Annotated in this window: 10 protein-coding genes; 8 read left to right on the forward strand and 2 right to left on the reverse strand. The window is 68.6% G+C overall.

Annotated features, from left to right (window positions below; genetic code table 11):
- The first annotated feature begins 42 nt into the window (after positions 1-42).
- From KXV01_RS15495 to KXV01_RS15505, 3 genes are read left to right on the forward strand one after another with little or no spacing between them, the layout of a single operon-like run.
- Entirely contained in the window at positions 43-6768 is a 6726-nt protein-coding gene (locus KXV01_RS15495) for an Hpt domain-containing protein (protein WP_263467909.1), read from the forward strand.
- Positions 6755-8092, forward strand: coding sequence for a chemotaxis protein CheB (locus KXV01_RS15500; protein WP_099495360.1), 1338 nt, complete (start codon positions 6755-6757; stop codon positions 8090-8092). The genes KXV01_RS15495 and KXV01_RS15500 overlap by 14 nt, the downstream gene beginning before the upstream one ends.
- The gene (locus tag KXV01_RS15505) at positions 8089-8553 is read left to right on the forward strand and encodes a chemotaxis protein CheW (protein ID WP_005418442.1); all 465 of its coding nucleotides are present in this window, start codon (positions 8089-8091) and stop codon (positions 8551-8553) included. The genes KXV01_RS15500 and KXV01_RS15505 overlap by 4 nt, the downstream gene beginning before the upstream one ends.
- 101 nt (positions 8554-8654) lie before the next feature.
- Here KXV01_RS15505 and KXV01_RS15510 read toward each other — a convergent pair whose 3' ends face one another.
- Entirely contained in the window at positions 8655-9392 is a 738-nt protein-coding gene (locus tag KXV01_RS15510; protein WP_099495361.1) for a 16S rRNA (uracil(1498)-N(3))-methyltransferase, read from the reverse strand.
- The gene (bioA, locus tag KXV01_RS15515) at positions 9383-10774 is read right to left on the reverse strand and encodes an adenosylmethionine--8-amino-7-oxononanoate transaminase (RefSeq protein ID WP_220075464.1); all 1392 of its coding nucleotides are present in this window, start codon (positions 10772-10774) and stop codon (positions 9383-9385) included. The genes KXV01_RS15510 and bioA overlap by 10 nt, the downstream gene beginning before the upstream one ends.
- A gap of 77 nt (positions 10775-10851) precedes the next feature.
- On the opposite strand from bioA, the gene nudE reads away from it, so the two are divergent.
- From nudE to KXV01_RS15540, 5 genes are all read left to right on the forward strand, one after another.
- On the forward strand, positions 10852-11415 hold the full coding sequence (gene nudE / locus KXV01_RS15520) for an ADP compounds hydrolase NudE (RefSeq protein WP_005418435.1): 564 nt from the start codon (positions 10852-10854) through the stop codon (positions 11413-11415).
- Positions 11412-12215, forward strand: a complete 804-nt coding sequence (gene cysQ, locus KXV01_RS15525) for a 3'(2'),5'-bisphosphate nucleotidase CysQ (protein WP_049415579.1) — start codon at positions 11412-11414, stop codon at positions 12213-12215. Before nudE ends, cysQ begins: the two co-directional genes overlap by 4 nt.
- 13 nt (positions 12216-12228) lie before the next feature.
- Positions 12229-13068, forward strand: coding sequence for a nucleoside triphosphate pyrophosphohydrolase (gene mazG / locus KXV01_RS15530; protein ID WP_099495363.1), 840 nt, complete (start codon positions 12229-12231; stop codon positions 13066-13068).
- The gene (locus KXV01_RS15535) at positions 13065-13394 is read left to right on the forward strand and encodes a YnfA family protein (protein ID WP_099495364.1); all 330 of its coding nucleotides are present in this window, start codon (positions 13065-13067) and stop codon (positions 13392-13394) included. The genes mazG and KXV01_RS15535 overlap by 4 nt, the downstream gene beginning before the upstream one ends.
- A gap of 75 nt (positions 13395-13469) precedes the next feature.
- Complete coding sequence (locus KXV01_RS15540) at positions 13470-13772, forward strand: DUF962 domain-containing protein (protein ID WP_049415586.1); 303 nt, start codon at positions 13470-13472, stop codon at positions 13770-13772.
- Positions 13773-13882 lie beyond the last annotated feature (110 nt).

A 13882-nucleotide genomic window follows, 5' to 3' on the forward strand; every position in this document is an offset into this window, starting at 1 on the left:
GAACTCGCGCGGCTTCCGCGCGGCGGCGAACGGAGCGCGTCCATGAGCAGTCTGCGCGATGCGATGAGCCACGCAGCGCTGGGCTGGGTCAAGCCCGAGCTGGACGAGACCCTGCGCCAGGTGCGCAACGAAGTCGAGTACTACGCGGAAGACCCGACCGACGCCAGCCGCATGCGCATCTGCGCCGGCTACCTGCACCAGGTGCAGGGCACCCTGCGCATGGTCGAGCTGTATGCCCCGGCGATGGTGGCCGAAGAACTGGAGCAGCTGGCCAATGCCATCGGCGCCGGCCGCGTGGCCGACCGCGATGAAGCCTGCGCGACCCTGATGCGTGGCAGCGTGCTGCTGCCCGACTACCTGGAACGCCTGCAGAACGGCCATCGCGACATTCCGATCGTGCTGATGCCGCTGCTCAACGAGATCCGTGCGTCGCGCGGCGAAGAAGGCGTCACTGACAGTGTGCTGCTGGCCTTTGCGCCGGACAGCGTCACCGCCACCGAGGCCGAGCTGGACCATGCCCGTGGCAGCCTGAGCGGGCGCAATCGCGAACTGCTCGACACGGTCGGCAGCGCGGTGAAGGAAGAGCTGCTGCGCATCAAGGATGCGCTGGACCTGCACCTGCGTACCGGCGGTGCGCCGGAACAGCTGCAGACCCAGGCCAACGAGCTTGGCGCCGTGGCCGATACGCTGGGCATGATGGGCCTGGGCGTGGCCCGCGGCGTGGTCGTGCAGCAGCGCGATGCGCTGCGCGGCGTGGTCGAAGGTCGCCAGCAGATCGACGAGAACCTGCTGCTGGATATTGCCGGTGCACTGTTGTACGTCGATGCCTCGCTGGACGACCAGGTTGCCCATCTGGGCGCCGGCGGCAGTGGCGAGGACGACCCGAGCGCGGTCGAGAACCGGCGCACGGTGGAGGTGCTGGCGCACGAAGCCATCGCCAACTTCGCCGCTGCCCGCGAGCATTTCGTCGCCTTCATCGAAACCAGCTGGAACCATGCCGAGCTGCAGGATGTGCCACGCCTGCTGGGCGATGTGTCCGGCGCGCTGCGCATGCTCGACCTGGGTACCGCCGCCGATTACCTGCGTGGCGTGCAGCAGTACATCGAGGCCGAACTGATCGGCCGCCAGCGCGTGCCCAGCGGCCGCCAGCTGGACACCCTGGCCGATGCCATGGCCAGCCTGGAGTACTACCTGGAAGCGCTGCGCGACCGCCGCCCGGGCCGCGAGGACATCCTCGAAATCACCCGCAGCAGCCTCGAGGCTCTGCGCTACTGGCCGCTGCCGGAGCACAATGCCGTCGCGCCGGAAGCGCCGGCACTGCTGCCGGTCGAACGTGAGCCGGTTGCGTTGCAGGCTGAGCCGCTGCAGCCGGAGCGCATCGAGGTTCCAGTGCAGCCTGCGGCGCCCACTGCCGGCGACGTGCCGGTGCCACTGCCGGACTTCACCTTCGATCCGCCGCCGGCCTCGCCGGCGCCGATGGTGTCCGACAACCGCCTGATGTTCGGCGCACTGGGCACCGTGGCAGCCGTGGCCGCCAGCACGGCTGATACCGATGCTTCGCCGTTGCCGACGCACGACGATGCGGAGGCATCGCTGGTCTTCGCGGCGTCCAGCGCACCTGCCCCGGATGTCCCACAGTGGGAGCTGGCGCCGTTCCATCCGGAGGCCGACGCCATCGCGCCTGCCGATGACGAGCGCAGCCCGACCTTCGCCAGTTTCGATCCGGTCAGCTTCGAACTGGCCGACGGTGATCACTCCGGTGCACCGCAGTGGTCGCTGTCCGAGGCGCCGCAGATGCTTGAGGAGACCGCAGCGCCGTCGATCAGTGAGACGACGGACGCGGTGGCTTCATCCGGGACCGCTTTCGATGCTGCACCGGTGTTCGACCCGGTGGCAGCCGAACAGGATGCGGCTGCCGTCGCCGACGACGTGGTGTTCCGCTTCGATGCCGACGCGCTGGACAACGCTGACGACGTGCTGTCGCTGCATGCAATGGAAACGCTGTCGCTGGATGATGATGCCCGCTTGCAGCCGTCGCTGGAGATCGTCGATGCCGTGGCGCCGCCGCTGGCCGATGCATCGCCCGGCGCGCTGGTCGAGGTGGATCAGGCGCCGGATGAGCTGCCGGTACCGTCGATCACGTCGCCGTCGATCGAAGCGCTCATCCCGGCAGCGGAAACCTCCGCTCCGGCCGTGTCGGTGATCGATATCGACACCATCGCGCCGATCGATTTCAGCGAAGCCGATGCCCAGTTCTTCGCCGAGCTGAGTGCGGCCGCTGCCGGCTTCAATCCACAGGCGATGGCCGCTGCGGCAGCGCCGGAGGCAGTGGATTCGGCCGTTGCCGGGACCGACGCCGACACCAATGCGGGCTTCGACGCCGGCTTTGACGACGATGCCGAGAACATCGACGAGGACATCCGCGAGGTGTTCCTGGAAGAGTTCGATGATGAGCTGGCCAATCTCGGCACGCTACTGCCGGCATGGCGGATGCAGCCGGACAACATGGACCGGCTGCGCCCGATCCGCCGCATCTTCCATACCCTCAAGGGTAGCGGCCGCCTGGTCGGCGCACGCACCTTGGGTGAGTTCGCGTGGAAGATCGAAGGCATGCTCAACCGCGTGCTGGATGGCAGCCGCGCCGCGTCCCCCGCCGTGCTGGCGATGGTCGACAACGCGCATGCGGCGCTGCCCCAGCTGAACGCGGCGCTGCGCCATGGCCAGCGCATCAGCGTCGACCTGCAGGCCATGCAGGCCATCGCCGATCGTGTCGGTGCAGGCGAGGAAACCTACTACGTACCCCTGCCTGGTGCCACTGCACCGGTTGCACCGGTGGCCGAAGCCGAAGGCGAAGACGAGATCAGCCGCATTCTCGACGCGGAGATGGTCGCTTCGGCGCTGGCCGATACCGCCGAGGAGGCCGAAGCCACCGGCACGCCGGCCAACATCGACAGCGTGCTGCGCGAGATTCTCGAGGCCGAGGTGGAAGTCCACCAGGCCACCCTGCAGGACTGGCTGCGTTCGGCGCAGCAGGCACCGCAGCCGGTCAGCGACGCCCTCCTGCGCGCAGTGCACACCATGAACGGCGCCTTCGCGATGACCGAAGTGCCCGAGATCACGGCTGTAACCGGCGGTGCCGAGTCCTACATCAAGCGTGCACTGGCCGCCGAGGTGGTGCCGGGTGATGAAGGCGTGGCCGCGCTGGATGCGACCGCGCAGGCGATCACCGCCACCATGGAAGCGCTGCAGGCCGAACAGCCGCGCATCGCACCGCTACAGGTACTGGCACAGCGCCTGCAGGCGCTGGCCAGCGAGTTGCCGGAAGCGCGCTGGCCGATGGTGGGCCTGGAGGACGACGAAGCCGAGCTGGCGCTGGATGACGAACCGGCGGCGGAACGGGATGCGGACGCCTTCGCAGCCGTCGCGCCTGAAACCGATGCGGTACCGCCTTCGTTCGTCGTGCCGGAGCAGGAACCACAGGCAGTTGTCGATGCCGCCGAAGCCCCGGTCGAGGATGCGGCGATCGAGGGCGAGGGCGGGCTGGAGGTCGGTGAGCTGACCGCCAGCGACGATCTTTCGCGCTACTTCGATGCCGGATGGCCGTCGGTACCGGGTGAGGGAGCGGCGTCGCTACCGGTGGTCGAATCGATCCGGGTGGCCGACGATGCTCCGGGCGTTGAGGTAGACGGTGTCGAGGCGGAGGCCGAAAGCGCGCCGCTGTTGTCCGACGATGCCGGTTTGACCGTCGTGGACGATCTGTCGCCGTACCTGGATGCCAGTGCGCTGCCGGTCGACGACCGCGATGCCGAAGAGATTCCTGATGCTGTCGAAACCGTCGCATCTGACCTGAATGCGTCCTCGTTCGATCACGTGCACGTCGCAGACGCTGAGGCATTCGAGACGCCTGCTGCACTGCCACTCGACAGCGAGCTGTCGAGCCTGCAGGATGAAATGGCTGCGCCGGGGTTTGCAGAACCGGTCTCGCTGGACGCCGCGCTCGAGGCCGGCCTGCACGTGATCGACGAAGAGCAGCCCCTGGCCGACGACGGGCAATGGTCCGTGCTCGGCCTGCAGGCCAGCGAACTCGCGCCGGGCGAGGCGGAAGCCTTTGCCGAGGATGCGGACGTCGGCGGGGAGGCGGCGATCGGTGAAGGAGAGAGCGCCGATCAGCCGTCCCCGGCGACGGTGAATGAGGTGATCGCGGAGGCCGCGGCGCCGGCCACCGCCGGGCCGGTGCGGTTCTTCGAACTGGAAGACGCGCCGGGCCAGGTGCAAGTCCACGCCGAAGGTGCCGATACCGATACCGTGTCGGATGCCCCGGCCGTTGGCGCGCCTGGCGCCGACGTGGCTGATGTCGTGGCACCCGACGTCCTTGACATCCCGGCGCCGGAAGACAGCGCTGATACGCTCGACTTCAGCGTCTACGATCGCGAGCTGGTCGACATCTTCGTCGAGGAAGGCAAGGACCTGCTCGACCACTGCGATGGCCTGATCAGCGAGCTGCGCGATGCGCCGCAGGACCGCGAGGTGCTGGCCGGCCTGCAGCGTGACCTGCATACCCTGAAGGGTGGCGCACGCATGGCCGGCATCAACGCCATCGGCGATCTTGGCCACAGCATCGAATCGTTGCTGGAAGCCGTCGCCGCTGGTCGCACCGAGATCGAACGCCGCGATGTGCAGTTGCTGGAGCGCGGATTCGATCGCCTGCACCAGCTGCTCACCCGCACCGGCAACCACCGCGTGGTGGAACCGGCGCAGGACCTGGTCGACGCGTTCGAAGTGCGTACCACCACCGATATCGCTGCGGCGGCTGCTGCAGCCGCAGCCAACGTGGCGAGCGTCGCAGAAGCCACTTCGGCACCGGTTGCCAGCCCGGCACCGCCGCTGCTTGATGCGCCGTTGTCGGCACCGCTGCCGGCCGAAGGCGTGGTCGATGAAGATCCGCTGGCACGCCCGCAGCAGGAACAGGTGCGCGTGCGCGCGGATCTGCTCGACCGCCTGGTCAACCATGCCGGTGAGGTGGCGATCTACCGCTCGCGCCTGGAGCAGCAGCTCGGTGCCTTCCGAGGCGCGATGGGCGAACTGGAGCGCACCAACGCGCGTCTGCGCGACCAGCTGCGCCGCCTGGACCTGGAAACCGAAGCGCAGATCGTCGCCCGCTACCAGCGTGAGCAGGACCAGGCCGATCAGAAGTTCGATCCGCTGGAACTGGACCGCTTCTCCACGCTGCAACAGCTCAGCCGTGCGCTGAACGAATCGGCGGCCGATCTCGGGGGCCTGCAGGGCGTGCTCGACGATCTGTCACGCCAGTACGATTCGCTGCTGCAACAGCAGTCGCGCGTCAGCTCCGAGCTGCAGGACGGCCTGATGCGCGCGCGCATGGTGCCGTTCGATGGCCTGGTGCCGCGCCTGCGCCGCGTGGTCCGCCAGTCCGGCATGGATACCGGCAAGCAGGTGCACCTGACCCTGGAGGGCACCCACGGCGAACTGGACCGCAATGTCCTCGATCGCATGGTCGCGCCGCTCGAACACATGCTGCGCAACTCCGTGGCCCACGGCCTGGAAGCGCCGGAACAGCGTCGCGCCGCCGGCAAGCCGGAAGAGGGCGAAGTCGCCATCCGCCTGCACCGTGAAGGCTCGGAAATCGTGCTGGAAGTGGCCGATGACGGTGCCGGCCTCGATCGCGAAGCGATCCGCCGCCGCGCCATCGACCGTGGCCTGTTGGCCGCCGATGCGCAGCCCAGCGAGCAGGAACTGGACAACCTGATCTTCGCCTCCGGTTTCTCCACCGCCGACCAGGTCAGCCAGCTGGCCGGTCGTGGCGTGGGCATGGACGTGGTGCGCAACGAAGTGCGCCAGCTGGGCGGCTCGGTCGACATCCAGTCGGTGCGCGGCCAAGGCGTGCGCTTCACCCTGCGCCTGCCGCAGACGCTGGCCGTCACCCAAGCGGTGTTCGTGCAGATCGGCGAGACCACCTTCGCCGTGCCGGTGGCCTCGGTCAGCGGTATCGGCCGCCTGTCGCGCGAACGTTTCGAGGCCGCCGACAGCAGCTACCGCTACAGCGGCGAAGACTATCCGTTGTATGACCTCGGCAGCCTGGTCGGGCAGGCTCCGGCGCGTGCCGATGGCCAGGACCAGGTGCCGCTGCTGCTGGTGCGTGCCGGTGACCTGCGTGCAGCCGTGGCGATCGACCAGGTGCTGGGCAACCGCGAAATCGTGGTCAAGCCGGTCGGCCTGCAGATCGCATCGGTACCGGGCATCTACGGTGCCACCATCACCGGCGATGGCCGCGTGGTGGTGATCCTGGACGTCGCGCCGCTGGTGCGCCGCTTCCTGGCCAATCCGACCGCACCGGTGCTGGCCAATGCGCCGCGCGACGAACGCCAGGTGCCGCTGGTGATGGTGGTCGATGACTCGCTGACCATGCGCAAGGTGACCGGCCGCATCCTCGAACGCCACAACTTCGAAGTCAGTGTCGCCCGCGATGGCGTGGAAGCACTGGAGCGGTTGGAAGAGCGCGTGCCGGACCTGATGTTGCTGGACATCGAGATGCCGCGCATGGACGGCTACGAGCTGGCCACCGTGATGCGTGCCGATCCTCGCTACAGGGATGTGCCGATCGTGATGATCACCTCGCGCAGCGGCGACAAGCACCGCCAGCGTGCCTTCGAGATCGGTGTCCAGCGTTATCTGGGCAAGCCGTACCAGGAACTGGACCTGATGCGTAACGTGTACGACCTGCTGGGGATCGCCCGTGTCCGTGAGTGAAACCCATCCGGCCCCGGCCGTCGCCCTGCTGGCCCGCCCCGGTGCGGCGCGTGAACGCCTGCGCGAGGCGCTGGCGCATGCCGATGTACAACTGGTCCTGGAAGATGATCCGAACGGCCTGGAGCCGCAGGCCCTGCAGGCCGCGGATCCGCAGTTCGTGGTGATCGCGCTGGAAGCGGCCATCGAGGACGCACTGGAACGGTTGGAAGCCGTGCTCTCGGCACCGGGGCTGACCCTGGTGTTCGATGAGGCTGAGCTGGCCGCCCGCCGCGACGGCTGGGAGGCGCAACGTTGGGGGCGCCACCTGGCCGCCAAGCTGCACGGCCACCAGCAGGTGTTGCCGCCGGGCGCCGAAGAAGAGCCCAGCCTGCAGTTGGAGCCTGGCCATCCGGCGCCCGCGCCGGCGCCGCAGGAAGAAGCCCTGCGGCCGCATCTGGAACAGGCGCTGAGCTGGGCCGATGACGTTCCGGCCGACGGCCTGTATTCGCCACCGGCAGACCTGCACGAACCGATCGCGCTGGAGCAGGCCCTGGCGGCGCTGCAGCCGGTCGTGCCCGAGCCTCTCGATCCGCCTTCGGCGCCGCAGGCACTGGCCGAACCGGCGGCGCCCGGGACACCGCCGGTCTCCTTCGATCACACCGCCTGGTCGCTGGTCGAAGAATCGATCGAAGCACCAGTATCGGCAGAAGCCGTGGCGTCGGTCGTCGCGCCGCAGCCCTCGTTCGATACCGATCATTTGAGCCTGGTCGATCTGGATGCCGCCGCCCCGGCCGGTGCGCGTGCCGCATCGCTGCTGGTGCTGGCCGGCATCGGTGGCCCGGATGCGTTGCGTCGCCTGCTCGGCGCACTGCCCGCGTCGTTGAGCGTGCCGGTCCTGGTGCACATGCGTCTGGATGGTGGCCGCTACGGCAACCTGGTCAAGCAGATGTCCCGTGTTTCGCCGTTGCCGGTGCAGCTGGCCGAGGCCGGCCAGCACGCGGTGCCGGGCGAGGTGCACGTGCTGGCCGATGATATCGGCGTGCGCGCGGCCAGCGATGGCCTGCATTTCCAGAGCGATGCCAATGGTATTTCGCTCGCTTCGCTGCCGGCCGAACACACCGCGCTGGTGCTGCTCAGCGGTGCCGACCTGGCCCACGTAGGCCCGGCGCTGGACCTGGCGGCCGCCGGTGCGTGGGTGGCCGGGCAGGTGGGCGAGGGCTGCTATGACCCGGCGGCGGCCACCGCCGTGGTGGCTGCCGGCATGGTGGCCGGTGAACCGCAGGAACTGGCGCAGGCAATTGCCGCGCGCTGGGGTGAGCAGGACGACAACGGAGAGGCACCATGAGCTACGCCAGCAATGACGAAATCCGCGGCGTCCTGATCCAGGCCGGCAACGAGCGCGTACTGCTGCCCAATGCCACCGTGGCCGAAATGATGTCGCGCGTGCCGGTGCAGCCGGTCTCCGATGCGCCGCGCTGGCTGGTTGGCGAGATCGGCTGGCACGGCTGGCAGGTGCCGCTGGTGTCGTTCGCACGCCTTTCGGGGCTGGGCGAAGAGACGGTGGCCGGCCACAACAAGGTGGTGGTGCTGAAGTCCCTCAGCGGCAACGCGCAGCGCCCGTACTACGCGCTGCTGACGCAGAACTTCCCGCAGCTGATCTCGGTGCCACGCGATGGCCTGCTGGCCGACGCCTCCGAAGAAACCCTGCCGCAGACCGTGCACATGCGCGTGCTGCTGGGTGAGCAGAGTGCGCTGCTGCCGAACCTGGACGCGTTGGAAGCGGCGCTGGATTCGCTGGCGGCTTGATCGCGATTCCGCCGGTCGGATCCCGGTAGTGCCGGCCGCTGGCCGGCAACCCCATGATCCCGTGGATGCCGGCCAGCGGCCGGCACTACCACGAAGCAGCCTTACCCCAGGTCGCCCAACCGCGCCTGCAACGCCGCGACAGCGGCCAGCCCGGCCGTTTCCGTGCGCAGGATCCGCGGGCCCAGCTGCAGTCCCTGGAACCCTGCCGCTGCCAGCTGGTCGCGGTCGCGCGGCGACCAGCCCCCTTCCGGGCCGATTGCAATCACGATACCGCCAGCGGGAGCGGCTCCCAGCGTCGACAGGCGATGTGCTCCCTGCGGATCCAGGGTCAGCCGCAGCGAATCGGCTGGCAGCGCCGCCGCAGCCTGTGCCAGCGACAGCGGGGATCCTACCGGCGGAATGCGCGCGCGCCCGGACTGGCCGCAGGCCGAGGTCACCACGTTGTTCCAGTGCGCCACGCGCTTCTCGGCCCGTGCTGGATCGAGTTTCACCTCGGTGCGCTCGGCGTTGACCGGAATGATCGCCGCCACGCCCAGTTCGGTGGCCTTCTGCAGGATCAGGTCCATCTTCTCGCCACGGGCGATGCCCTGCAGCAGGGTGATCGCCAGCGGTGATTCATTGTCAATGGCCTGCATGGCGTCGATGCGCACCTGCACCTCGCGCTTGCCGGCCACGGTCAGCGTCGCGCTGTAGTCATGGCCGTCGCCGTTGAACAGCACGCAGGTGTCTCCCTCGCGCAGGCGCATCACCCGCACCAGGTGGTTGGCCGTCTCTTCCGGCAGGGTCACGGTCTGGCCGCTGTGCAGCGCCAGGTCGATGGGGCAGCGGGTCACGCGCATGCAATCGCCTCGTCGATGGCCGCCAGCGTGGTGTGTGCCAGCAGCTCCAGTTGTTCGTCATCCACGCAGTAGGGTGGCATCCAGTACAGCACGTCGCCCAGCGGGCGCAGCACCACGCCGCGCTTGAGGGCGGCCTTGTAGGCGTGCAGGCCCAGCCGCAGGCCCGGGTCGAACGGCGTGCGCCTGTTGCCGTCGCGCGACAGCTCGAAGGCCACCACCATGCCGGCCTGGCGCACGTCGGCCACGTGTGGATGGTCGGCAAACGGTGCCGCCAGCGTGCCCATCACCGAGGCGATGCCCCGGTTGCGCGCAATCACATCGTCGTCGCGGAAGATGTCCAGCGTCGCCAGTGCCGCCGCGCAGGCCAGCGGATTGCCGGTGTAACTGTGCGAATGCAGGAAGGCGCGCTCGCGCGAGTCGTCGAGGAAGGCGTCATACAGCGCCTGCGTCGCCAGCACGGCGGCCAGTGGCAGGAAGCCGCCGGTCAGGCCTTTGGACAGGCACATCAGGTCCGGCATCACCCCTGCCTGCTCGCAGGCGAACAGGGTGCCGGTGCGGCCGAAGCCGGTGGCGATCTCGTCGGCGATCATGAACGCGCCATGGGCATCGCACAGTTCGCGCACGCGCTGCAGATAGACCGGGTCATGCATGCGCATGCCGCCGGCACACTGCAGGCGCGGTTCCAGGATCACCGCGCAGATCTCGCCCGGATGCTGGTCGAACAGCGTGGCCAGGCCGTCGGCAGCCTGCCGCGCGCGGTCGGCCGCGCTCTGGCCGGGTTCGGCCAGGTAGGCATCGGGCGACGGCGCGAACAGCCCTTCGGCCAGCAGCGGCGCATAGACGCGGCGATACAGCGGGATGTCACCCAGCGCCAACGCGCCCAGGGTCTCGCCGTGGTAGCCGTTTTCCAGTGCAATGAAACGCGTGCGCCGCGGCTCCCCACGGTTCTGGAAATACTGGAAGGCCATCTTCAGCGCCACTTCCACGCCGGCCGAGCCGTTGTCGGCGTAGAACACCTTGGCCAGCGGCTCGCGGCCGGGCTGGCGTGGTGCCAATGCCAGCAGGCGTTCGGCCAGCGTGATGGCCGGCTCATGGCTGAAGCCGGCCAGCATCACCTGTTCCAGCTGCGTGGCCTGGGTGGCAATGGCACCGCCGATGCGCGGTTCGGCATGACCGAACAGGTTGGTCCACCAGCTGCTGACGGCGTCCAGATAGCGGTGGCCGTCGTGGTCGATCAGCCACGCGCCTTCGCCACGGGCGATCGGCACCAGCGGCAGGGTGTCCGGATGCTCACGCATCTGCGTGCACGGGTGCCACAGCACCTGCAGGTCGCGCTGCCGCCAGTGGCGGGCCAGCGGGGAGGGGGTCGGGTCTGCTAGCATTTCGGGCTCATGAACATGTTGCTGCCTGCACATTCTATCGGCCCCGGCGCAGCCGCCGGTCGCCGCGGAGATTCCGCATGAACGATGACCGTGCCGGCCGTCGCTTGCCGATCATCCATCGGATCACCGATGAGGAGAACGGCCCCTTCCAGCGCCAGCATCTGGACCTGGAATTCTCCAACGGTGAACGTCGCCGTTTCGAGCGCCTGGTCAGCCGTGGTCACGGTGCAGTGGTGGTGGTGCCGATGCTCGACGATGAAACCGTGCTGCTGGTGCGTGAATACGCCGCCGGCATGCATCGTTACGAACTGGGGCTGGTGAAGGGCAGGATCGACGCCGGCGAGACCCCCGAGCAGGCGGCCGACCGCGAACTGAAGGAAGAGGCCGGTTATGGTGCGCGCCGGGTCGACGTGCTGCGCGCGATGACCCTGGCCCCGACCTACATGAGCCACCAGTCGTGGCTGGTGGTGGCGCGCGACCTGTACCCGGAAAAGCTGGCCGGCGACGAGCCGGAAGAACTGGAAGTGGTGCCGTGGAAGCTGGCCGAACTGGACCAGCTGATGTTGCGCGAGGACTTCTCCGAGGGACGCTCGCTGGCGGCGCTGTTCATTGCCCGCCAGTGGCTGCAGGGAACGCGATGATCAAGCTGACGACGGACCTGCGCGAGACCGCCATCGCCATCGCCCAGCAGGCCGGCCAAGCCATCATGCAGGTGTATGCCGATGGCTTCGAGGTCCAGATCAAGGACGACAACAGCCCGGTCACCGCGGCCGACCTGGCGGCCAACCAGGTCATTGAGCTGGGCCTGCGGCAGCTGACACCGGACCTGCCGATCCTGTCCGAGGAATCGGCGCAGGTGGGCTGGGAGCAGCGTCGCCATTGGGGCGCTTACTGGCTGGTGGATCCGCTCGACGGTACCCGCGAGTTCGTCAAGCGCAACGGCGAATTCAGCGTCAACATCGCCTTGATCTACCAGGGGGCGCCGGCATTCGGCGTGGTGCTGGCGCCGGTCACCGGCATTGTCTGGCATGCCATGCGCGGCGAACTGGCCTATCGGCGGCAGGGCCTGCATGACACCGTGCTGCGCACCCGCACGCCGGCCTCCGCCCCGTTGCGCGTCGCCGCCAGCCGCTCGCACCGTTCGCCGGAAACCGAGGCGCTGCTGGCGCGCATGGGCCGCATCGAGACCATCGCGCAGGGCTCGTCGCTGAAATTCTGCCGGATCGCCGAAGGCGGCCTGGATGTCTATCCGCGGCTGGGCCCGACCTCTGAATGGGATACGGCCGCCGGCCAGTGCGTGCTGCATGCCGCCGGCGGCGCGGTGCTGTCGGCGGCGACCGGCAAGCCGTTCCGCTACAACCGCCGCGAGACCCTGTTGAACGGCGATTTCATTGCCCTTGGTGATACCAGCCTGCCATGGCGCGACTGGTTGTCCGACTGATCCTGGAGGCCGCATGAGCGCGCACGACACCCCCGCCACCGGCAGCGCCGCAAGCAACGAACTGGAGCGCCTGCTGGCGATCATGGCGCGGCTGCGCGACCCGCAGGGCGGCTGCCCGTGGGATCTGGAGCAGAACTTCGCGACCATCGCCCCCTACACCATCGAAGAAGCCTATGAGGTCGCCGATGCGATCGACCGCGGCGACCTGGACGATCTCTGCGACGAGCTTGGCGACCTGCTGCTGCAGGTGGTGTTCCACGCGCGCATGGCCGAGGAGCAGGGGGCGTTTGCCTTCGCCGAGGTCGCCCGTGCGATCAGCGACAAGATGCAGCGCCGTCACCCGCACGTGTTCGCCGATGTCAGCGTGGACGATGCGGACGGGGTGACGCGCAACTGGGAGGCGATCAAGCGCACCGAGCGTGCCGCCAAGGGCGAGCAGGACACCTCCGCACTGGCCGGTATCTCGCGCGGCCTGCCGGAATGGCAGCGGGCGGTGAAGCTGCAGTCGCGCGCGGCCAAGGTCGGTTTCGACTGGCCGGGTCCGCTGCCGGTGCTGGACAAGGCAGCCGAGGAGCTGCAGGAGCTGCGCGAGGAGTTCGAACGCGGCGATGTCGCGGGCAACAAGGCGCGCCTGCAGGAAGAACTGGGCGACCTGCTGTTCGTCTGCGCGAACCTGGCGCGTCATGCCGATATCGATCTGGGCGCTGCACTGCGCGGTGCCAACCACAAGTTCGAGCGTCGCTTCCGCGCGATGGAAGCGCAGGCCGACGCACAGGGTGAGGCGTTGGCCGCATTGGACCTGGATGCGCAGGAAGCACTGTGGCAGCAGGCCAAGGCAGCAGAGAAGGCGTGAAAACGCTCGGCCTGTTCCTGCTGACCGCGCTGGCCGAGATCGTCGGCTGCTACCTGCCATGGTTGTGGCTGCGCAAGGGAGGCAGCGTCTGGCTGCTGCTGCCGACGGCGGCCAGTCTGGCCCTGTTCGCCTGGCTGCTGACCCTGCACCCGACGGCCAGCGGACGGGTCTATGCCGCCTACGGTGGCGTGTACATCGGCACCGCGCTGTTCTGGCTGTGGCTGGTCGAAGGCATTCGTCCCAGCCGCTGGGACCTGCTGGGCGCAGCGCTGTGCCTGGCCGGCATGGCGGTGATCATGTTCGGGCCGCGCACGCCTTCGGTGTAGGGCCGGGCATGGCTCGGCGCAACAAGGTCAGCGATGGCGCATGATGGGGGCGCCCCTGGCCCCCGGAGCACGCACATGTCCCGCTTCGCCAGCTTCCGCGAGTTCTATCCGTTCTATCTCAGCGAGCACCGCCACCCGGTATCGCGGCGGCTGCACTTCATCGGCAGTTGCGGGGTCCTGCTGCTGGTCGCCACTGCCTTGTTGCGCGGCCAGCCGCTGTTCCTGCTCGGCGCCCTGTTCTGCGGCTACGGGTTCGCCTGGGTCGGCCATTTTTTCTTCGAGAAGAACAGACCGGCGACGTTCCGCCATCCGCTGTACTCGTTCATGGGTGACTGGGTGATGTTCCTCGACATCCTGCGTGGGCGGGTGCGCCTGTAGCGGGCGGCCCCGGTGCTTTGCGGGCATTGCCTCGCCGGCAGAGGAAAGGGCCCGGCGGGCCGCGCTTCCGCTTCCACGAACCGCTGCGCTGCGGCACGCCTGCGGGCGGC

It is taken from the genome of Stenotrophomonas sp. Ps181 (assembly GCF_025697425.1).
GTDB lineage: Bacteria > Pseudomonadota > Gammaproteobacteria > Xanthomonadales > Xanthomonadaceae > Stenotrophomonas > Stenotrophomonas sepilia.

Excerpts from the sequence above, each read along its gene's own strand:
- nudE (WP_005418435.1), top strand. The coding sequence starts at position 10,852 with ATGAACGATGACCGTGCCGGCCGTCGCTTGCCGATCATCCATCGGATC.
- cysQ (WP_049415579.1), top strand. The coding sequence starts at position 11,412 with ATGATCAAGCTGACGACGGACCTGCGCGAGACCGCCATCGCCATCGCC.
- KXV01_RS15505 (WP_005418442.1), top strand. The coding sequence starts at position 8,089 with ATGAGCTACGCCAGCAATGACGAAATCCGCGGCGTCCTGATCCAGGCC.
- KXV01_RS15495 (WP_263467909.1), top strand. The coding sequence starts at position 43 with ATGAGCAGTCTGCGCGATGCGATGAGCCACGCAGCGCTGGGCTGGGTC.
- mazG (WP_099495363.1), top strand. The coding sequence starts at position 12,229 with ATGAGCGCGCACGACACCCCCGCCACCGGCAGCGCCGCAAGCAACGAA.
- KXV01_RS15540 (WP_049415586.1), top strand. The coding sequence starts at position 13,470 with ATGTCCCGCTTCGCCAGCTTCCGCGAGTTCTATCCGTTCTATCTCAGC.
- KXV01_RS15510 (WP_099495361.1), bottom strand. The coding sequence starts at position 9,392 with ATGCGCGTGACCCGCTGCCCCATCGACCTGGCGCTGCACAGCGGCCAG.
- bioA (WP_220075464.1), bottom strand. The coding sequence starts at position 10,774 with ATGCTAGCAGACCCGACCCCCTCCCCGCTGGCCCGCCACTGGCGGCAG.